Origin of the sequence: Bradyrhizobium sp. RT6a, assembly GCF_040547675.1 — a bacterium.
GTDB lineage: Bacteria > Pseudomonadota > Alphaproteobacteria > Rhizobiales > Xanthobacteraceae > Bradyrhizobium.
Window position 1 is genome coordinate 62,688 of sequence record NZ_JBEPQC010000009.1, and the last position, 19,571, is coordinate 82,258.

Annotated in this window: 19 protein-coding genes; 8 read left to right on the forward strand and 11 right to left on the reverse strand. The window is 64.9% G+C overall.

Annotated features, from left to right (window positions below; translation table 11 throughout):
• Nucleotides 1-16: 16 nt before the first annotated feature.
• Nucleotides 17-550 carry a DUF2244 domain-containing protein gene (locus ABIC03_RS32770; RefSeq protein ID WP_354064253.1) on the reverse strand — a complete coding sequence of 178 codons (534 nt, stop codon included), beginning with the start codon at nt 548-550 and terminating at the stop codon, nt 17-19.
• 22 nt (nt 551-572) lie between these two features.
• Between ABIC03_RS32770 and nth the strand changes: the two genes are divergently transcribed.
• Genes nth through ABIC03_RS32785 form a run of 3 tightly spaced genes read left to right on the forward strand, consistent with a single transcriptional unit; the run spans nt 573 to nt 4,111 of the window.
• Nucleotides 573-1,325 carry an endonuclease III gene (gene nth / locus ABIC03_RS32775; RefSeq protein WP_354064255.1) on the forward strand — a complete coding sequence of 251 codons (753 nt, stop codon included), beginning with the start codon at nt 573-575 and terminating at the stop codon, nt 1,323-1,325.
• 34 nt (nt 1,326-1,359) lie between these two features.
• Complete coding sequence (locus tag ABIC03_RS32780) at nt 1,360-2,496, forward strand: HlyD family secretion protein (RefSeq protein ID WP_354064257.1); 1,137 nt, start codon at nt 1,360-1,362, stop codon at nt 2,494-2,496.
• On the forward strand, nt 2,483-4,111 hold the full coding sequence (locus ABIC03_RS32785; protein ID WP_354064259.1) for an MFS transporter: 1,629 nt from the start codon (nt 2,483-2,485) through the stop codon (nt 4,109-4,111). Before ABIC03_RS32780 ends, ABIC03_RS32785 begins: the two co-directional genes overlap by 14 nt.
• A gap of 74 nt (nt 4,112-4,185) precedes the next feature.
• On the opposite strand, the gene ABIC03_RS32790 is transcribed toward ABIC03_RS32785, so the two are convergent.
• Nucleotides 4,186-4,926, reverse strand: coding sequence for a sulfate transporter family protein (locus ABIC03_RS32790; protein ID WP_354064261.1), 741 nt, complete (start codon nt 4,924-4,926; stop codon nt 4,186-4,188).
• A gap of 194 nt (nt 4,927-5,120) precedes the next feature.
• On the opposite strand from ABIC03_RS32790, the gene ABIC03_RS32795 reads away from it, so the two are divergent.
• A complete protein-coding gene (locus ABIC03_RS32795; protein ID WP_354064263.1) occupies nt 5,121-6,314 on the forward strand; it encodes a CaiB/BaiF CoA transferase family protein in 1,194 nt (397 codons plus the stop codon).
• Complete coding sequence (locus tag ABIC03_RS32800) at nt 6,311-7,255, forward strand: hydroxymethylglutaryl-CoA lyase (RefSeq protein WP_354064265.1); 945 nt, start codon at nt 6,311-6,313, stop codon at nt 7,253-7,255. The genes ABIC03_RS32795 and ABIC03_RS32800 overlap by 4 nt, the downstream gene beginning before the upstream one ends.
• Nucleotides 7,256-7,300: 45 nt before the next feature.
• Here ABIC03_RS32800 and nikR read toward each other — a convergent pair whose 3' ends face one another.
• On the reverse strand, nt 7,301-7,747 hold the full coding sequence (nikR, locus tag ABIC03_RS32805) for a nickel-responsive transcriptional regulator NikR (protein WP_354064267.1): 447 nt from the start codon (nt 7,745-7,747) through the stop codon (nt 7,301-7,303).
• Between the two features lie 51 nt (nt 7,748-7,798).
• Complete coding sequence (locus ABIC03_RS32810; RefSeq protein WP_354064269.1) at nt 7,799-10,234, reverse strand: heavy metal translocating P-type ATPase; 2,436 nt, start codon at nt 10,232-10,234, stop codon at nt 7,799-7,801.
• Between the two features lie 50 nt (nt 10,235-10,284).
• On the opposite strand from ABIC03_RS32810, the gene ABIC03_RS32815 reads away from it, so the two are divergent.
• Entirely contained in the window at nt 10,285-10,560 is a 276-nt protein-coding gene (locus ABIC03_RS32815) for a metal-sensitive transcriptional regulator (protein WP_354064271.1), read from the forward strand.
• A 100-nt stretch (nt 10,561-10,660) separates the two neighbouring features.
• On the opposite strand, the gene ABIC03_RS32820 is transcribed toward ABIC03_RS32815, so the two are convergent.
• Complete coding sequence (locus ABIC03_RS32820; RefSeq protein ID WP_354064273.1) at nt 10,661-11,629, reverse strand: C40 family peptidase; 969 nt, start codon at nt 11,627-11,629, stop codon at nt 10,661-10,663.
• Nucleotides 11,630-11,821: 192 nt separating this feature from the next.
• Between ABIC03_RS32820 and ABIC03_RS32825 the strand changes: the two genes are divergently transcribed.
• Nucleotides 11,822-13,213, forward strand: coding sequence for a flavin monoamine oxidase family protein (locus ABIC03_RS32825; RefSeq protein ID WP_354064275.1), 1,392 nt, complete (start codon nt 11,822-11,824; stop codon nt 13,211-13,213).
• Between the two features lie 145 nt (nt 13,214-13,358).
• On the opposite strand, the gene ABIC03_RS32830 is transcribed toward ABIC03_RS32825, so the two are convergent.
• The 4 genes from ABIC03_RS32830 to pheS form a co-directional block, all read right to left on the reverse strand.
• Nucleotides 13,359-14,129, reverse strand: coding sequence for a sulfite exporter TauE/SafE family protein (locus ABIC03_RS32830; protein ID WP_354064277.1), 771 nt, complete (start codon nt 14,127-14,129; stop codon nt 13,359-13,361).
• 23 nt (nt 14,130-14,152) lie between these two features.
• On the reverse strand, nt 14,153-16,561 hold the full coding sequence (gene pheT / locus ABIC03_RS32835) for a phenylalanine--tRNA ligase subunit beta (protein ID WP_354064279.1): 2,409 nt from the start codon (nt 16,559-16,561) through the stop codon (nt 14,153-14,155).
• The gene (locus ABIC03_RS32840; protein ID WP_275168895.1) at nt 16,558-17,028 is read right to left on the reverse strand and encodes an endonuclease domain-containing protein; all 471 of its coding nucleotides are present in this window, start codon (nt 17,026-17,028) and stop codon (nt 16,558-16,560) included. The genes pheT and ABIC03_RS32840 overlap by 4 nt, the downstream gene beginning before the upstream one ends.
• An 80-nt stretch (nt 17,029-17,108) precedes the next feature.
• Nucleotides 17,109-18,191, reverse strand: coding sequence for a phenylalanine--tRNA ligase subunit alpha (gene pheS, locus ABIC03_RS32845; protein WP_354064281.1), 1,083 nt, complete (start codon nt 18,189-18,191; stop codon nt 17,109-17,111).
• A gap of 151 nt (nt 18,192-18,342) precedes the next feature.
• On the opposite strand from pheS, the gene ABIC03_RS32850 reads away from it, so the two are divergent.
• Nucleotides 18,343-18,753, forward strand: a complete 411-nt coding sequence (locus ABIC03_RS32850; RefSeq protein WP_275168894.1) for a hypothetical protein — start codon at nt 18,343-18,345, stop codon at nt 18,751-18,753.
• Nucleotides 18,754-18,756: 3 nt separating this feature from the next.
• On the opposite strand, the gene rplT is transcribed toward ABIC03_RS32850, so the two are convergent.
• Together rplT and rpmI are read right to left on the reverse strand one after the other, a co-directional pair.
• Nucleotides 18,757-19,116, reverse strand: coding sequence for a 50S ribosomal protein L20 (gene rplT / locus ABIC03_RS32855; RefSeq protein WP_007598538.1), 360 nt, complete (start codon nt 19,114-19,116; stop codon nt 18,757-18,759).
• 81 nt (nt 19,117-19,197) lie between these two features.
• Nucleotides 19,198-19,398 carry a 50S ribosomal protein L35 gene (rpmI, locus tag ABIC03_RS32860; RefSeq protein ID WP_007598540.1) on the reverse strand — a complete coding sequence of 67 codons (201 nt, stop codon included), beginning with the start codon at nt 19,396-19,398 and terminating at the stop codon, nt 19,198-19,200.
• Between the last annotated feature and the right edge of the window lie 173 nt (nt 19,399-19,571).

The following is a 19,571-nucleotide window of genomic DNA, read 5'->3' on the forward strand; positions in this document are numbered from 1 at the left end:
ATTTCCGATCCGCAAATCAGGTGACCGGATTGTAGGTCGGCCCGCGCCTGGCGGCATTTAATGCCTCAACCAAGCCTTTGTAGAAACTTGCCTTTTCGTCCGGTCCCAGGAAGCGGGCGATCTGGATCTGGTGACCTCGCGAAATCAGATAGAGATGCTCGATGCCAAAATCCTCGTCGATTTCCGTGTCGAGCCGGACCCAGAGCGGATTGAAGGTCCATTCGACGACCTGGCCGTGCTGGCTGACGCGCCGCACGCGCAATTCAGACGGCGTGACCACGATCTCCTCGCTGGCCCGCGCCGCGCGGAAATTGGCCTTGAAGGCCCACCAGATCACCAGCACATCGAGGCCGAAGAAGCCGAACACCGGCCAGGCGCCCATCATCAGGAAGACGAGGCCGGTGACGAAGCTGACGGCGCTCAGGAACAGCATGACGGCGAGGAAGCCGGTGCGGTTCAGCGAGCGGTGCGGCGTCAGCCGCGCGGAAAAGATCTGAGGCTCAGCCTCGCTTCCGGATCGTTCCCGCTCAATTTCGTTGCCTGTGCTCATCGTCCCTCAGTATATCCCGATCATGGCGAAAATCACCCGCAAGCCGGCCCCGCGCAAAACGTCCGTGCCGAAGAAAAAGGCAAAGCCGGTCACGGCCAAACCGAAGGCGGCCGCGAAGAAATCGCTCAAAGCTATGAAGCCCTGGACGCCGCCCGAGGTCCACGAGGCCTTCAGCCGTTTCCGCAAGGCCAACCCCGAGCCGAAAGGGGAGCTCGAGCACGTCAATCCGTTCACGCTGCTGGTTGCCGTGGTGCTGTCGGCACAGGCGACTGACGCCGGCGTCAACAAGGCGACGCGCGCGCTGTTTGCGATCGCCGACACACCGCAGAAGATGCTGGACCTCGGCGAGGAACGCCTGCGCGAGTACATCAAGACCATCGGCCTCTACCGCACCAAGGCGAAAAACGTGATCGCGCTGTCGGCAAAGGTGCTCAGCGAGTTTGGCGGCGAGGTGCCGCGCACGCGCGCCGGGATCGAGTCGTTGCCCGGCGCCGGGCGCAAGACCGCCAATGTCGTGCTCAACATGGCCTTCGGCGAGCACACCATGGCGGTCGACACGCATGTCTTCCGCGTCGGCAACCGGACCGGACTTGCGCTCGGCAAGACGCCACTGGAGGTCGAGCTCGGTCTCGAAAAGGTGATCCCGGCCGAGTTCATGCTGCATGCCCATCATTGGCTGATCCTGCATGGCCGCTATACTTGCATCGCGCGCAAGCCGCGTTGCGAGGTATGCCTGATCAACGATCTCTGCCGGTGGCCGGAGAAGACGGTCTGAGACTGGCGTTCGGAAAGTGTTTTTGGAGTCTATCGTGAGTCAGCAGGAACAAATCCCGTCGTCGCCACCTGCTGCCACACCGGCGCCGCCACCGAAGCCTACGCAGCCACCGGCGAGCTCGCTATGGAGCCGGCTTGCGATTCCGCTGTTCGCGGTGATCGTCGCGCTCGGCTTCGTCGCGCTGGCAACGCAGCGCTTCGACGAATGGGTCGGCAATTCGGTGGTCCAGACCACCAACGACGCCTATGTGCGCGCCGAGCTGACGCGGCTTGCCAGTCGGGTCTCCGGCGAAGTGCTGACCGTCGGGGTCACCGACTTCCAGCGCGTCAAGGCCGGCGATCTCCTGATCCAGATCGATCCTGCCGACTATGAGGCGCAAGTCGCGCAGTCCGAAGCGGCGGTCGCCGCCGCGCAAGCCGTGCTCGACAATCTGGCCAACCAGATCGAGCTGCAATATGCGACGATCGCGCAGGCGCAAGCCGCGCGGCTCTCGGCCGAAGCCATGGAGGTCGAGGCGCGGCAGGAGCAGGAACGTCAGCAGTCGCTATCGCAGACCGAATCCGGCACGCGGCAACGCTTCGAGCAGGCGGTCGCAGGCTACGCCAAGGCGCAGGCCGATGTGCGCGCGAGCCGTGCCGTGATCGCGGCCCAGCAGCACCAACTCGAAGTCCTGCAAGGCACCAGGAAGCAGCGCGCCGCCGATCTCGAAGCGACCAAGGCGACGCTGGCGAGTGCGAAGCTCAAGCTCGGCTACACCAGGATATCGGCGCCGTTCGACGGCGTCGTCGGCGAGCGGCAGGTCCAGCCCGGCGACTACGTCAACATCGGCACCAACCTCATCAATGTCGTGCCGTTGCCGAAGGTCTATGTGATCGCGAACTACAAGGAGACCCAGCTTACGCACGTGGCACCGGGTCAGCCGGTCGAGATCAGCGTCGACAGTTTCCCGCGTGAGAAGCTGCGCGGGCGGGTCGAACGCATTGCGCCCGCGACCGGCGCGCAGGTCGCGCTGCTGCCGCCGGACAACGCAACCGGCAACTTCACCAAAGTCGTGCAGCGCATTCCCGTGCGCATCCAGTTCGACGACAACCAGCCGCTGCTGGCGCGGCTGGTGCCGGGGATGTCGGTCGTCACCAGCATCGACACCAAGGCCGGCAATGGCGGAAAATGACGATTCCAGTCGCGAACCGCTCTCGCGCGGCGGCGTCGCGCCGCAGCCGCTGTTTGCGGTGGCGGCGGTGCTGCTTGGCTCGTTCCTCGCAAATTTCGACAGCCGGCTGACCACGATTGGCCTGCCGGACTTGCGCGGCGCGTTCTCGCTCTCGTTCGACGAGGGCGCCTGGCTTTCCACTGCGGGCATCGGCTCGCAGATCTTCATTGCGCCTGCGGTGGCCTGGCTTGCCACCGTATTCGGCCTGCGCCGCGTGCTCGGCATCCCCAGCCTCGTCTATGCCGCGGTCTCGCTGATCATCCCGTTCGTGCACGACTATCCGACATTGCTCGCGCTCAGCGTCGTGCATGGCCTCTTGCTCGGCACCTTCGTGCCGGCGACGCTGATGATCGTGTTCCGCAATTTGCCGATCCGCTGGTGGCTGCCGGCGATCTCGATCTATTCGATCCGCGTCGGCTTTGCGCTGGACACGTCAAGCTCGCTGGTCGGCTTCTATGTCGACCATCTCGGCTGGCAATGGCTGTACTGGCAGAGCGTCGTGATCGCGCCGTTGATGGGCCTGATGGTCTATTGGGGCACGCCGAACGAGCCGGTGAATCGCGCTTTGCTCCGCGACGCCGATTGGGGCGGCATGCTGCTGCTTGGCGCCGGCGTCTCGATGATCTATGCCGGGCTCGACCAGGGCAACCGGCTGGACTGGCTGGGGTCGGGGACGGTGATGGCATTGATCACTGCCGGCGCGGTGCTGGTCGCGGGCTTCCTCGTCAATGAGGCCCTGGTGCGACAGCCATGGGCGCATATCAACGTGCTGTTCTCGCGCAATATCGGCCTGGGGTTGGTCCTGATCCTGCTCTACACTCTGACCAGCCTGTCCAACGCGTCGCTGGTGCCGAATTTCCTCGCCACCATCGCCCTGCTCAGGCCGGAGCAGAGTGGCTTGCTGCTGCTTACCTACGGCGCGTTGCCGATGTTCGTCCTGGTGCCGCTGTCGATCTGGCTGCTGCGGCATTTCGATACGCGGACGGTGGTGGTCATGGGATTTGCCTGCTTCGCCGCCGCCAATCTCTGGGGCACGCAGCTCAGCCATGATTGGGCGCGCGAGGATTTCGCCGGCATCGTGCTGCTCCAGGCGATCGGGCAGTCGCTGACCTTGCTGCCGCTGATCATCACGCTGCTGTCCAATTCCGATCCGAGCCGTGCCACCTCGTTTGCCGCCTATATCCAGATCATGCGGCTCGGCGGCGCCGAGATCGGGGTGGCGTTGATGGGGACGTGGCTGCGGGTCCGCGAGCAGATCCATTCCTTCTATCTCGGCCAGAATCTCGGCGTCGGTGACGTCGATGTGGTCCGCATGCTGAAACAGCTCACCGACCATTTTGCGGCCCATGGTGCTGGCTCGGCACAGGCGCGCGCGGTCGGTACACTCGCGGGCTTGGTGCAGCGTGAGGCCAATGTGCTCGCCTATATCGACGGCTTCTGGCTGTGCTTCTGGGTCGCGATGGCCGCGCTCGGCGTCGTTGCGCTGGTCACCCGTGCCCCGCCCGGCCCGTTCACGCCGGCGCCGTTCGGCTTCGCCAGGATGCTGTTGCGGAAGTGCGGGGTGAACGTCGCCTGAACGATGATGGTTGGTTCGTTCGATCGTGCGTGGGGTTGATCAACTCTCCCGCAAGCGGGAGAGGGAGCGTCCAGTCACCGCATTTGCCGCGCCGGTTCGATCAGCTCGGGCCGCGGGCCTGACAGCCGCTTGTGCATGTGGACCATGAAGGCCATGGCGAAGATCGGCGTCGCCAGATTGAGGATCGGGATCGAGACGAAGGCTGCGATGAACAGGCCCGCCGTGAAGATGGTCGCGGCATTGTCGCGCCGCATCGCCTTGGCTTCCTCCGGCGAGCGAAACCGCATCGCCGCGAGCTCGAAATATTCGCGGCCGAGCAGCCAGGCCGTGGCGAGGAAGAAGACCAGGAAGCCGGCGCCGGCGAAAAGCACCAGCGGCAACGCGACCAGATAGACCAGGATCGTCAGCAGCGCGGTCTTGACGCCCTCGTAGATCGCCTGGCTGAAGGGCAGCGCGACGCCGGGCCGCTCGGCCGGATAGTGCTCGCGCTCGACGACGTCGGCGACGTCGTCGACGAACAGGCTCGCCACCAGCGAGGTGATCGCGGGCATCAGGAACACAGCCCCGAACACGACGCCAAGGCCCGCGGCGATCGAAATGATCCAGGACAATACCTCGAGCGATGAGTGCCAGCCCGGACCGAGCAGGCCCTCCAGCCAGGCCTCGCCATAGGTCGCAAACCAGCTCAGGAGCCGCTGCACGCCGATCGCCAGCACGATGATCAGCACCAGTGCGACGCCGATCGACCGCCACAGGATCGAGCGCATCGGCGGCGAGATCATTTGCGACAGCGCCTTGACGGCGGCATCCAGCATGGGAGCACCTCTCGGGAAAACCACCCGCGAGAGGTAGACACAGCAGGCCCGTTCGGCAAGAGAGATCGGCGGCACCAGCGCAGTGGCGGATTGACCGCTCGCATCAACGAAGCCACGATGAATTCGGCAAGACTGTTGCTTCATCAACCCGCTTGACAACAAGCGGAACCAGCCGGGCAAAGGAACAGGCTCATATGGCGATGGAAGAACCGGCGGCCGGATTGCCGCTTGCAGGCGTGCGCGTCGTCGAGATGACCCACATGGTCATGGGCCCGACCTGCGGCATGATCCTGGCGCAGCTCGGAGCCGACGTGATCAAGGTCGAACCGCCTGCGGGCGACAAGACCCGGAGCTTGGGCGGCATGGGCACCGCCTTCTTTCCGCTGTTCAACCGCGGCAAGCGCAGCGTGGTGCTGGATTTCGAGAAGCCTGAGGATCGCGACACCATGCACCGGCTGCTGGCGACGGCCGACGTGTTCCTGGAGAATTTTCGCGACGGCCAGCTCGAGAAGCAGGGGCTCGGCGCGGACGAATTGCGTCGCCGGCATCCGGGTCTGATCATCGCCGGCCACAAGGGTTTCCTCTCCGGTCCCTACGAGCACCGCCCCGCGCTCGACGAGGTCGTGCAGATGATGGCGGGCCTTGCCGCCATGACCGGCACCAGCGAAAAGCCCCAGCGTGTCGGCTCGTCCGCCAACGACATCATGGGCGGCATGTTCGGCGTGATCGCGATCCTCGCGGCGCTCTATCAAAAGCGCGGAGGACAACGCGACGGCGCCGATATCCGCATCGGCCTGTTCGAGAACTGCCTGTTCCTGGTCGCCCAGCACATGGTCGAATACGAGATGACCGGCAACAAGCCGCGCTCGATGCCGGAGCGCGAGCATGCCTGGCCGATCTACGACATCTTCGAGACCGCCGGCGGCGAGCGCATCTTCATCGGCGTCGTCACCGAAGGCCATTGGCAGAGCTTTTGCCGCGAATTCGGGCTGACTGACTTGCTCGATGATCCCGCCTTGCGCACCACGACCGATCGCATCCTGGCGCGCGGGCGGATCATTCCGCGCGCCGCTGACATCATCAGGCAGTGGGACGTGAAAAAACTGTCCGAGAGGCTCGATGCGCTCAACATCTGCTTCTCGCCCATCAACCGGCCCGAGGATCTCTTCACCGATCCGCATGTGCTGCGGCCGGGTGGGCTCGTCAACAATGTCACCGCCGACGGCAAGCCGTTCCGGGTCCCGGCGCTGCCGATCGAATGGAACGGCAGCCATATCGGCGAAGGCCTGCAGGTCGCGCCGCTCGGCGCCGACACCGCGGTCGTTCGCGCCGAGATCGACAACGAAAATGAAGACGTCACGTCAAAAACAACAGGGAGGCGCGCATGAGCCGGATCCAGGAGATTTACCCCGCGGAGCGCGTCAGCCTGCGCGAGGTGGGCTTGCGCGACGGGCTCCAGCTTGTGAAGAAAATTCCGTCGACCGACGCCAAGCAACGCTGGGTGCGCGAGGAATATGCCGCCGGCGTGCGGCATTTCGAGGTCGGCTCGTTCCTGCCGGCAAAGACGTTTCCGCAGTTCGTTGATGTCCGGGACGTCGTCGCAACCGTCGCTTCATTGCCCGGCGCGCATGGCATCGCGCTTGCGCTCAACGAGCGCGGCGTCAACGAGGCGCTGGAATCCGGCGTCGGCGAGATCGCCTCGGTGGTCTCGGCGACGGAAGAGCACAGCCAGGCCAATGCGCACCGCTCGCGCGAGTCCGCGATCGCCAATCTGAAACGCTTGTGCGAGCTGCGCGATGCCACCAGCCACAAGCCGCTCGTCAACGCGGCGATCTCGATGGCGCTGGGCTGCTCGATCACGGGGGCGGTTGATCCCGCAGAAGTGCTGCGGCTGGTCGACAAGTGCCTCGAGGCCGGTGTCGATTTCGTCGGCATCGCCGACACCGTCGGCTATGCCGGGCCGAAGCAGGTGGCGGAGCTGACGCGTGCGGCGGTGAAGCTCGCAGGGTCAAAGCCGATCTGCATTCATCTCCACGACACCCGCGGAATGGGTATCGCGAACGCGGCCGCGGCGCTCGACGAAGGCGCGCGGATCCTCGACGGCTCGCTGGGCGGCCTCGGCGGCTGCCCCTTCGCCCCCGGCGCGACCGGAAATGTCGTGTTCGAGGATCTCGTGTTCCTGTGCGAGAGCAAGGGCTTTGCGACGGGTATCGATTTGGAGAAGTTGATCGCGGTCCGCAGGATCCTGCGCGAGGAGATGCCGAACGAAACGCTGTATGGCGGCATCGCGCGGGCGGGGCTGCCGGGTGGGAGTGCGAAGGCAGCCTGAGGCTCTTTCTTCACCTCGCCCCGCTTGCGGGGAGAGGGAGAAGTATCAGTCATGCCGGTGCGCCTGCTTGCGCGCTTTCGCCTGCTTGCCGTCACCCGTCGGGATCATCACGACGCGGCCGTAGCGGACGCCGCGTTCGGCGATGATGTGGTCGGCGAAATGTCTGACCTCGCCGGCGTCGCCGCGCAGTGCCGTCATCTCCATGCAATTGTTGTCGTCGAGATGGACATGCAGCGTCGCCAGCGCGAGGTCGTGGTGGCCATGGAATTCCTGCACCAGGCGTTTTGAGAGATCGCGGGCGGCGTGGTCGTAGACATAGACGAGGCCGGCGACGCAGGGCCCGGTCTGTGCGGTGTCCTCGCTGCTCTGTTGCAAGCCGGCGCGCGCGAGGTCGCGGATGATCTCGGAGCGGTTCTGGTAGCCGCGCGCTTCAGCCGCCGCGTCGATCTCCGCCAGGAGATCGTCCTCGATCGTGATCGTAATTCGCTGCATCAGAATGCTCCATCGCGCGCTCGATGCCGTTTTACACGGATTCCACGGTGCTCACAGCCGCGTTGCCCGCAGCCGCAGTGCATTCCCGACCACGCTGACCGAGGACAGCGCCATCGCGGCCGCGGCGATGATCGGTGAGAGCAGCACGCCAAAGGTCGGATAGAGGATGCCAGCCGCGATCGGAATGCCTGCGGCGTTGTAGATGAAGGCGAAGAACAGGTTTTGCCGGATGTTGCTCATCGTCGCCTGCGACAGTTTTCGCGCACGCACGATGCCGATGAGATCGCCCTTCAGCAGCGTGACGCCGGCGCTCTCCATCGCCACATCCGTGCCGGTGCCCATCGCGATGCCGACTTCGGCCGCGGCCAGCGCCGGCGCGTCGTTGACGCCGTCGCCGGCCATCGCGACGCTGCGGCCGGCCTTCTGCAGCTTTGTCACCACCGCGCTCTTCTGATCCGGCAGCACCTCGGCTTCGACATCGGCGATGCCGAGCCTGCGCGCCACTGCCTCCGCCGTGGTGCGGTTGTCGCCGGTCAGCATGATGACCTTGATGCCCTCGGCCGCGAGTGCCTTCAGCGCCTCCGGGGTCGAGGCCTTGACCGGATCGGCGATCGCGAACAGGCCGGCAAGCCGGCCGTCGACGGCCATATTGATCACGGTCGCGCCATCGCCGCGCAGCCGTTCGGCTTCGCCATCGAGCGCTTTGGTGTCGATGCCGATCGACGTCAAATATCTGGCATTGCCGAGCACGATGGTTTTGCCGTCGACCTTGCCGGTGGCGCCCTTGCCCGTCGGTGAATCGAATTGCTCGACCTGGCCCAGCGCGAGCTGCTTCTCCTTTGCGGCGCGCATGATCGCGTCGGCAAGAGGATGCTCGCTGGCGCGCTCGACGCTGGCGGCCAAGCGGAGGATGTCATCTTCCGCAAAACCGGCGGCCGGCACGATCGCGACCACCTTCGGCTTGCCCTCGGTCAGGGTGCCGGTCTTGTCGACCACCAGCGTGTCGACCTTCTCCATCCGCTCCAGCGCCTCGGCGTTCTTGATCAGCACGCCCGCTTGCGCACCGCGGCCGACGCCGACCATGATCGACATCGGAGTCGCCAGGCCAAGCGCGCAGGGGCAGGCGATGATCAGCACGCTGACGGCGGCAACGAGGCCGAAGGCCAGCCGCGGCTCCGGCCCGAACCAGGCCCAGGCCGCGAAAGCAGCGACCGCGACCGCAATCACGGCCGGCACGAACCAGCCCGCGACCTGGTCGGCGAGGCGCTGGATCGGCGCCCGCGAGCGCTGCGCGTCCGCGACCATCTGCACGATCTGCGACAGCAGCGTCTCACGCCCGACCTTTTCGGCGCGCATGATGAAGCTGCCGGACTGGTTGAGCGTGCCGGCGATCACCTTCGCGTCCGTCTCCTTGGTCACCGGCATGGATTCGCCTGTTACGAGCGACTCGTCGAGCGAGGAACGGCCTTCCAGAATGACGCCGTCGACCGGCACTTTTTCGCCCGGCCGCACGCGCAAGCGGTCACCGGCATGAAGTGCGTCAATCTCGACCTCGTGCTCGCCGCCGTCAGCATCGACGCGGCGCGCTGTCTTGGGGGCGAGCTGCAGCAGCGCCTTGATCGCACCCGACGTCGCGTCGCGGGCGCGCAGTTCCAACACCTGCCCGAGCAGCACCAGCACGGTGATGACGGCCGCGGCCTCGAAATACACCGCGATCGCGCCTTCGTGGCCGCGGAACGTTGCGGGGAAGATCTGCGGCGCGATGGTGCCGATCAGGCTGTAGACATAGGCAACGCCCGTGCCCATCGCGATCAGCGTGAACATGTTGAGGTTGCGCGTCAGCAGCGACTGCCAGCCGCGGACGAAGAACGGCCAACCGGCCCACAGCACCACAGGCGTGGCGAAGACGAGCTGGATCCAATTCGACAGCGTCGCATCGATCCAGTTGTGCGGGCCTGCGAGATGGCCGCCCATCTCCAGCACGACGGCCGGTAAAGCCAGCGCGCCGCCGACCCAGAACCGCCGCGTCATGTCGGCAAGCTCGGGATTGGGGCCGGTCTCCAGGCTCGCCAGTTCCGGCTCCAGCGCCATGCCGCAGATCGGGCAGGTGCCGGGTCCGGCCTGGCGGATCTGCGGATGCATCGGGCAGGTGTAGATCGTGCCTGCGGGCATCTCGGGCTCGGGCGTCTTGTCCTTTGCGAGGTACTTTGCGGGATCGGCGGCGAATTTGGTGCGGCAGCCGGCCGAGCAGAAATGGAAGGTCTCGCCGTGATGGTCGAACCGGTGCTTTGAGGTCGCGGGATCGACGGTCATGCCGCGGACGGGATCGCGGACTTTTGCCGCGGCGCCGTGGTCATGCGCGTGATCGCCGTGCGCGCCGCAGCAGGAGGCAGCGGCGGGCTTGTCGACCGGAGCAGCTTTACTGGAACAGCCGCATCCGGAATGTGTTTCCGGCTTGTGATGGTGTTCGTGTTCGGCGTCATTCATTGCCACGCTCCGGCCTTGCAAGTTATACCCTGGGGGGGTATATAGGCCGCATGCGCAAGGACATCAAGGCATCGCTCGGAAAACGTCTCGGCCGGATCGAGGGGCAGGTTCGCGGCCTCTCGAAAATGGTCGAGGAAGACCGCTATTGCATCGACATCGTCACCCAGATCTCGGCGGTCCGCGCCGCACTGCGCCGGGTCGAGGAAGAGGTTTTGAAAGACCACGTCGCCCATTGCGTCGAGCATGCGATCGCGAGCGGCGACAAGGCCGACCAGCGCGAGAAGATCGCGGAGCTGATGGCGGTGATCGGGCGGGCGGAGCGGTAGGTCGCCGTCGTTGCGAGGAGCGTAGCGACGAAGCAATCCAGACTGTTCGGGCAGAGGCAGTCTGGATTGCTTCGCTGCAATGACGATGCTGGAGGAACGGCTACGCCGCCATCTCCAGCGCGTGTCCCCGTGCGCGGTACTTTGCGAGATCGTTCAGCAGCACAAAATGTTCGGAGAAGGCAACGCTCATCTCCGCAGCCGCCTCGCGCATCACTTCTTCAGCCGAAACCGACGCCTCTTCGTCAATCGCTTCAGGAACGAGCGGCGGCGCACAGAACGTTTCTGGAAACACACTGAATGTGCCGGCTACCTCCTCGAGCGGCTTCTGCTTGTCGGCCCAGTGCAAGGCGGTGTAGTCGAAGCCGTGCACGATGGTGGGTTTGACGACTTCGAAATAGGGCGAGATGTCGAAGTCGCGGGGCATGTAGAGCGAGGAATCGCGGATGTGAAGGATCTCGCGGCGGGCGGCGCGGCTGCCGGCCTTGGTGATCTTGGGCAGGATCGGGTAACGCACGGCATCGAAAGCCTGCGCGATCAGGGCCGAGCAGATGATCTTGGTGGGATCGCCGGAGCCGATCGAGATCATGCGGCGGCGCCAGCGCTGCGGGATCGGCAGCGGAAACAGAAAGCGCATCAGGTCGACGATGTTCTTGGTGTCGTAGCCGAAGCCGATGCGGTTGATCGCATAGCGGCAGACCGTGGTGCGGTCCTCATAGGACAACCCGACCGGGCGGCAGAGGCGGGTGTGATAGGGGAAATATTTCGACAGCGGCGCGGACGTGACGCCTTCGCCGATATTGGCCTCGATCAGGACGTGTGGCTCGCCGTCGGGCTCTTCCGCGCCCTCGATCGGGCCGACATAGAGTGCGCCGTGGGACCAAGTCGACTGCGTCAGATATTTGATGATGCCCGAGATGCGGTTGTTGCCCTCGACCAGCAGCACGTCGCCGGGCTCGATGACGCCGCGCAGATGCTCGGGGTCGCTCGGCGTGAACGGCTCATAGCCCGGCACCTCCTTCGAGAGGTACGCGGCAATCAGCTTGCCGACTGAATCCAGGACCGTCCCCATTCCAAAACTCCCCCACGGCCTTTTGCGGCCGTCTTTTTCTCTTCTCTACCATGGTCGGAACGTGTTGCAATTCGGTTCATCGATCTGTGACATCAAGCACGATTGATTCACCATGATGGTTGCCGCGCAACATCAGATACGGCAAGGTTCGCTAGCTGTTCCCGTTTGCTGCAAGTCTCCGGAAACCATGCCATGACAATCACGCGCCGCAGCTTCCTATCGGCGTCGGCGGGCCTTGCCGCGATGCCGGTCCTGCGCGCAACCGCCGCGACCCTGCCGCGCGAGGCTGACATTGTCGTGATCGGCGCGGGCGCGGCCGGAATTGCCGCGGCGCGGCGCATCATGGCGGCCAATCGCAAGGTCGTGGTGGTGGAAGCGGCATCGCAGATCGGCGGCCGCTGCATCACGGATACGACGACCTTCGACACGCCGTTCGATCGCGGGGCGCGCTGGATGCACAATCCCGACACCAATCCGATGATCCGGTTGGCGCGCAGCGCCGGGCTCGACGTTCTGCCGGCGCCATCAGGCCAGAAGATGCGCATCGGCCGCCGCAACGCACGCGCCGGCGAGACCGAGGAATTCCTGGCGGCGCTGGTGCGCGCCAACCGCACCATCGACGAGGCCGCGCGCGGCAAGCTCGATACCGCCTGCGCCTCGGTGCTGCCGAAGGATCTCGGCGACTGGGCCGGTGCGGTCGAGTTCATGCTCGGCGCGAGCTTCGCCGGCAAGGACCTGAAGGAGTTGTCTGCGATCGACAAGGCGCGGGCACAGGATCGCAACGCCGCGATCGCCTGCCGCCAGGGCTTGGGGACCCTGATCACCAAACTCGGTGAGCAGGCGCCGGTCGCGCTGTCGACGCCGGCGAGCCGGATCGTCTGGAGCAATCGCGACGTCAGCGTGGAGACACAGGCCGGCAGGATCGCCGCCCGCGCCGCCATCATCACGGTCTCGACCAATGTACTGATTTCGGGCGCGATCAAGTTTGGGCCTGACATTCCCAAGCGCACGCTCGATGCCGCATCAAAGCTCACGCTCGGAAGCTACGATCACATCGTGCTGCAGCTACCGGGCAATCCGCTGGGCCTGTCGCGCGACGACATCCTGATCGAGCAGAGCAATTCGACGCGCACGGCGCTGATGTTCGCCAATATCGGCGGTTCCTCGCTATGTTCGATCGATGTCGGCGGCTCGTTCGGCCGCGATCTCACCCAGCAAGGTGAAAAGGCGATGATGGCCTTCGCCAGGGAATGGATCACGAAGCTGTTCGGCAGCGAGGTCGCCGCCGCCGTGCAGAAAGCCAGCGTGACGCGCTGGAACGCCTCGCCCTTCGTGATGGGTGCGATGTCGGCGGCCTCCCCGGGCGGTCAGCTCTCGCGAAGAATCCTCGCCGAGCCGATCGGCAACATGTTCCTCGCTGGCGAAGCCACGCACGAGACGCTGTGGGGCACCGTCGATGGCGCCTGGGAAAGCGGCGAGCGGGCCGCGGACGCGGCCTTGCGCAAGATCGGCGCGCTGAAGGACGAGCCAGCTGACGTGCCGACGCAATCGACGAAGAAGCGCAGGGCGCCGCGACCTAATTAAGCCAACTCCTCGTCGTCCCGGCGAAGGCCGGGACCCATAACCACAGGGAGTGGTTTGACGAAGACTCTTCGTGGGTACTGCGACCGACCACAATCGCGAGATCACGCGGTATGGGTCCCGGCCTTCGCCGGGACGACAGTTGTGTTTACCGCAACACCCCATCCAGTGCCGGCAGCCCGGCGATCACGGCCATCGCGATCAGCGCGTAGCAGATGGCGCGAAACACTTTCTCGCTGGCACGGCCGAACAGCGACGCGCCGAAGGCGACGCCGATCGCATAGACCGGACCAACAATGAGCGAGAGCACCAGCGACTCGCGTGAGATCAGGCCTGTGGTTGCATAGCTGACCATCGAGAAGAAATCCGACGCGCCAAAAAACAGCAAGATGTTGGCGCGCGCGACGATCGGGGCGATGGGGCGGCCGAGCCAATAGCCGACGATCGGCGGGCCGCCGGTCTGCGCGAGGCCGCTACAGAAGCCGGAGAGGCTACCGATGCCGACCGAGAGCCAGGCGTGGTCCTTGCCGCGATAGCGCCAGCCCGACAGCAGCAGAAGCAACAGCGCAGCGACGAAGCAGGAGATGATCCATCGTGTCGTGACGGGTTCGAGCACGCTGAGGAAATAGGTGCCGACGGGGACGCCGACCAGCGCGCCCAGCACGAGCACCGCGGTGGCCTTGCGATCCGCCTTGCGCCAGGCGTCGGGCAACAGCGGCGCGGCCGCGACGAAATCGATCACGAGGAGCAGCGCGGCAACGAGACGCGGCGCCGCGATGCTGCTCGCCAGCGGCATGAAGATCAGCGCCGAGCCGAAGCCGGAGAAGCCGCGCGCGGTGCCCGAAACGAAAGCGACGGCGCAGAGCGCCGTCGCAACAGTGAGGCTGACGTCCTTTGGAAGAAAGTCAGTGAGATTCATGCTCTATTATTTCTCGAGCATGATCATGCTCGCAAAGTGCCGCCGGTTTTCTTCGTCACCTCCGCCACGATCTTCGCCGCGACGGCCTCGATCTCCTGGTCGGTCAGGGTCTTTTCGCGCGGCTGGATCGTCACCGCGATTGCGATCGACTTCTTGCCGTCGTCGATGCCCTTGCCTTCGTAGACGTCGAACACGTTCACGGCGGTGATCAATTTCTTGTCGACGCTCTGAGCCGCGCGCACGATGTCGCCGCCCTTCACGGTGCGGTCGACAATGAAAGCGAAGTCGCGCGACACAGGCTGGAATGCCGACAGCTCGATCACGGGCTTGGCGCGGGTCGGCTTCTTCTTCGCCTCGGGGATGCGGTCGAGGATCACCTCGAACACCATCAGCGGACCGCCGGCGCCGAGCGCCTCGAGCGCGCGCGGATGCATCTCGCCGAAATAACCGAGCACGTTCTGCGGTCCGATCTGGATCGTGCCGGAGCGCCCGGGATGTAGCCAGGACGGGCCGCCCGCGACGATCTGAAGGGCCTGCATCGGAGCACCGGCAGCCGCGAGCACCGCGAGCGCATCGGCCTTGGCGTCGAACACATCAGCCTGCGCCGAAGCCGACCAGTGCCGTCCGAGACCCTGCGACGACGCAAAACCGCGGCGGACGCCGCTCGCTGCCATGAACTGATCCTGCGGGCGGTCGCCTTTGAACACCTGCCCGACCTCGAACAGGGCGACATCGCCAAAGCCGCGATCGGCATTGGCCTGCGCCGCCGCGATCAGGCCGGCCAACAGGGTCGGGCGCATGTCGGACAAATCCGACGCGATCGGGTTGGCGACTTCGAGTTCGCGCTGGCCGCCGCCGAACAGCTGTGCGGCAGATTTGGTGATGAAGGACCAGGTCACCGCTTCGATGATGCCGCGGCTCGCCAGCGCGCGCCTGGCGCGGCGGGTGCGGAGCTGGAGCGGGGTCAGCACGGATTTGCGTGCGTCCTCGCCGCGCTCGAACGGCGTCATCGGCACCTTGTCGACGCCGTGGATACGGACGACTTCCTCGACGATGTCGGCCTTGCCGTGCACATCGGTCCGCCATGACGGCACCGCGACCTTCACGACGGGGCCCGGGCCCGCCATCATGAAGCCGAGATGGGTCAGGATGCGCTTCATCTCCGGAATCGGTACTTCGATGCCCGACAGTCGCTTGACCTCGGTGACCGGAAAATCGATCACGCGGTCGTCGCCGAAGGTCTTGCCGACCACGACGTTCTCCGACGGCGTGCCGCCACACATCTCCATCACGAGTTTCGTCGCGAGCTCCAGCCCTGGCACCATGAAGGCCGGATCGACACCGCGCTCGAAACGGTAGCGCGCGTCCGAATTGATGCCGAGCTTGCGGCCGGTCTGGGCGATGTTGATCTCGTTCCACAGCGCCGATTCGATCAGCACGTCGGTGGTGGTCTCGTCGCAGCCCGAGGCCTCGCCGCCCATAATGCCGGCGAGTGATTCGACGCCGTGCTCGTCCGCGATGACGCAAATCGTGGGATCGAGGTTGTAGGTGCGGCCGTCGAGCGCGAGCAGCGTCTCGCCGTCACGGGCGCGGCGCACCACGAGATTGCCCTTCACTTTCTTCGCGTCGAACACGTGCAGCGGCCGCGCGCGGTCGTAAGTCATGAAGTTGGTGATGTCGACCAGCGCGTTGATCGGACGCAGCCCGATCGCGGTCAGCCGCTTCTGCAGCCATTCCGGCGAGGGCCCGTTCTTCACGCCGCGCACGAGGCGTAGCGCGAAGCCCGGGCAGAGCGCGGCATCCTCGACCGTGACATTCACCGGGCACGGGAATTCGCCCTTGATCGGCTTGATGGTCGGGTCCTTGAACTTGCCCATGTCCGCGGCAGCAAGATCGCGCGCGATGCCGTGCACGCCGGTGCAGTCCTGCCGGTTCGGCGTCAGATTGATCTCGACCACGGGATCGCCGAGGCCGGCCCATGCGGCGTAAGCAGCGCCGATCGGCGCATCCGCGGGCAATTCCATGATGCCGTCATGGTCGTTGGAAATCTGCAATTCGGCCGCCGAGCACAGCATGCCGCGGCTCTCGACGCCGCGGATGGTGCCCACACCGAGCGTGATGTCCTTGCCGGGAATGTAGGTGCCCGGCGGCGAGAACACGCTGACGAGACCCGTCCGCGCATTCGGCGCCCCGCACACCACCTGCACGGGCGCGCCACCGTCGCCGGTGTCGACCATGCAGACGCGCAGCCGATCCGCGTTCGGATGCTGCTCGGCCGAGATCACCTTCGCGATGGTGAAAGGCTTCAGCGCCTTCGCCTTGTCCTCGATGTTCTCGACCTCGAGCCCGATCATGGTGAGCTTCTCGGCGAGCTTGTCCAGCGGCTCGTCGGTCTCGAGATGTTCCTTCAGCCAGGAGAGAGTGAATTTCATGGCTGCGTGCCTCGGCTTTTGTCGGTGTTCACTGAGTTGCTTTGGTCGGTGTCAATGTTCCCTCCCCCCTTGTGGGGGAGGGTCAGGGAGGGGGGTAAGCCGCGGGCTCCGGCGGATGCCGCCTGGCGGATTGCCTCAACAACTCCCTCCAGATTTGTCATCACCTGCTCGTTGGTGAAGCGCAGAACCTGAAACCCTTCGGCAGCGAAGAATGCGTCGCGCCGTCGATCCGCCTTTTGGCGCTCTTCGAAATCGTGGGATTCCCCATCGACCTCAATGATGATCTTTGATGAGAAGCACACGAAATCGGCGATGTAGTTTCCGATCGGCGTCTGACGACGGATGCCGACACCATCCATCCGGTTAGCTTTTAGATAGCGCCACAGCAGTGTTTCGGCGCGCGTCATCGCTTGGCGAAGTTGCTTCGCCCGGCCGCGCTGACGCTGGCTTACAACTGCGTGCGGCATCCGCGGCTACCCCCCTCCCTGACCCTCCCCCACAAGGGGGGAGGGAACGGAGAGAGTCTTCGTGCGTCCGAGCAAGCCCATCACGAGCTCAGCCCTCCCGCCAGCGTCGGCACTTCGAGCGGCTTGAAGCCGTAATGGGACAGCCAGCGGACGTCGTTGTCGAACAGCTGGCGCAGGTCGGCAATGCCGTATTTCAGCATGGCGATGCGGTCGATGCCCATGCCCCAGGCGAAGCCCTGGTACTCGTCGGGATCGATGCCGCAGGCGCGCAGCACGTTCGGATGCACCATGCCGCAGCCGAGAATCTCGAGCCAGTCCTCGCCCTCGCCGAAGCGGATCTCGCCCTTGTCGCGGCGGCACTGGATATCGACTTCCAGCGACGGCTCGGTGAACGGGAAGAACGAGGGGCGGAAGCGCATGTTGATGTGATCGACCTCGAAGAACGCCTTGCAGAACTCGTGCAGGATCCATTTGAGGTGGCCGAGATGGGAGTGCTTGTCGATGACGAGGCCTTCGACCTGGTGGAATTGCGGTGTGTGGGTCGCGTCCGAATCGATGCGATAGGTGCGGCCCGGGCAGATCACGCGGATCGGCGGCTTCTGGCTCAGCATGGTGCGCACCTGCACCGGCGAGGTGTGGGTGCGCAACAGCATGCGGGAGCCGTCCTCCTTCGGATGGAAGAAGAAGGTGTCGTGCATCTCGCGCGCGGGATGTCCTTCCGGAAAATTCAGCTTGGTGAAGTTGTAGTCGTCGGTCTCGATATCGGGCCCTTCGGCGACCGAGAATCCCATATCGGCGAAGATCGTGGTCAGCTCGTCCCAGACCTGGCTCAGCGGATGGATGCGGCCGGCCTCGGCCGGCGCATCGCGCAGCGGCAGGGTGACGTCGATGGTTTCCGACGCAAGCCGCGCGTCGAGCGCCGCCGATTTCAAGACGTCGCGCCGCGCGGCGAGCGCCTCGGTGACCTTGTCCTTGGCCTGGTTGATCGCAGCGCCTTGCGTCTTGCGTTCGTCCGGCGACATTTTTCCGAGCGTGGCAAGCAGCGCCGAGATCGAACCCTTCTTGCCGAGGGCAGCGACGCGCACCGCTTCGAGGGCGGCCTCGTCGCCGGCGGCGGCGATCTGGTCGAGGATGGATGTTTCGAGCATTGCGAGGTCGGACACGGTCAAATCCCTGCTGCCAAATTCGGCTGGGTTGTCGCCGCCCGAAGGCCGTAACGTCAAGCGAAAAGCCGGTCATTTCGGGCTGACGAGCGGCTGGGTTGAACCTCGCGCGGGGAGCTGGCACCAAGGGGAAAGCGAGGAGGCTTTCGCGATGCTCTCAAGATCCTGTCTGGCTGCTCTCGCCGTCGTTCTCTCCGTCGCGAGCACCCCGGCGCGCGCCATGGTCTGCATGGAGAAGTCGATGACGCTGGACGAGGTCGTCGACGCCATCGCTGCCCAGAAGGGCTGCGAAAGCGCGATGAAAATGTTTCAGGATTGCCAATTGACCGCGAGCGGCGATGTCCAGCTCGGCGCCGCCGTCGAGAAGAAATGCGAGGCGGACTTCATGCCCGGCCTCAACACTGCGCGGAAACAGGCTTACCAACGCGAGATGCGCGTGTGCGACCGGAAGTACCGGAATAAATCCGGCACCATGTATCTGTCATTCACGGCATTCTGCCGGGCGGAGATCGCCCAGCGCTATTCGCAACGCGCGCTGAAGGCCGGCGGGGCCGGCCGTTAGGCCTCAGGCCGCCAGAGCGGCTTTGGCCTTCTCGGCGATCGCCTGGAACGACGCGGGCTCGTTGATCGCGAGATCCGACAGCACCTTGCGGTCCACGGTGATCCCGGACTTGGCCATGCCGTCGATAAAGCGGCTGTAGGTCAGGCCGAACGGACGCACGGCAGCGTTGATGCGCTGGATCCAGAGTGCGCGGAACGTCCGCTTCTTGCGCTTGCGATCACGGAAGGCATACACGAGAGCCTTCTCGACCGCCGGCTTGGCGGTGCGGATCGTGTTCTTGCGGCGGCCGCGGAAACCCTTGGCGGCCTTGTAGACTTTCTTGTGCTTGGCGTGGGCGGTCACACCGCGTTTGACGCGAGCCATGACAAAAATCCTTCGAAAGATGACTTGATGTTCGGATCGCCGCGAAAGCTGCGGCGCGGGTGGCAATGATCGTGGACGCGATCAGGCGTTGGGCAAGAAGTACTTCTTGACGTTGTCGCCGTCGGTCTTGAACAGCACGGCGGTGCCGCGCAGCTGCCGGATCTGCTTCTTCGTCCGCTTGATCATGCCGTGACGCTTGCTACGATGCGCGAACATCACTTTGCCGGTGGCAGTCACCTTGAAGCGCTTTTTAGCGCCCGATTTGGTCTTCAGCTTGGGCATTTGGCTCTCCTAATGGCCATAGAAATCCGCCCGCAAAGGCGACTGGCCGTCAAAATGCTCGTTAGAGCGTTGATTGTGCTCAGGTTTTACGAACTAGCGCGAAACCCGCACGGACACCGCCACGGCAGCCCTTAATCAGCCGGGCAATGAAGGCTGGGCTTATGACAGAGGAC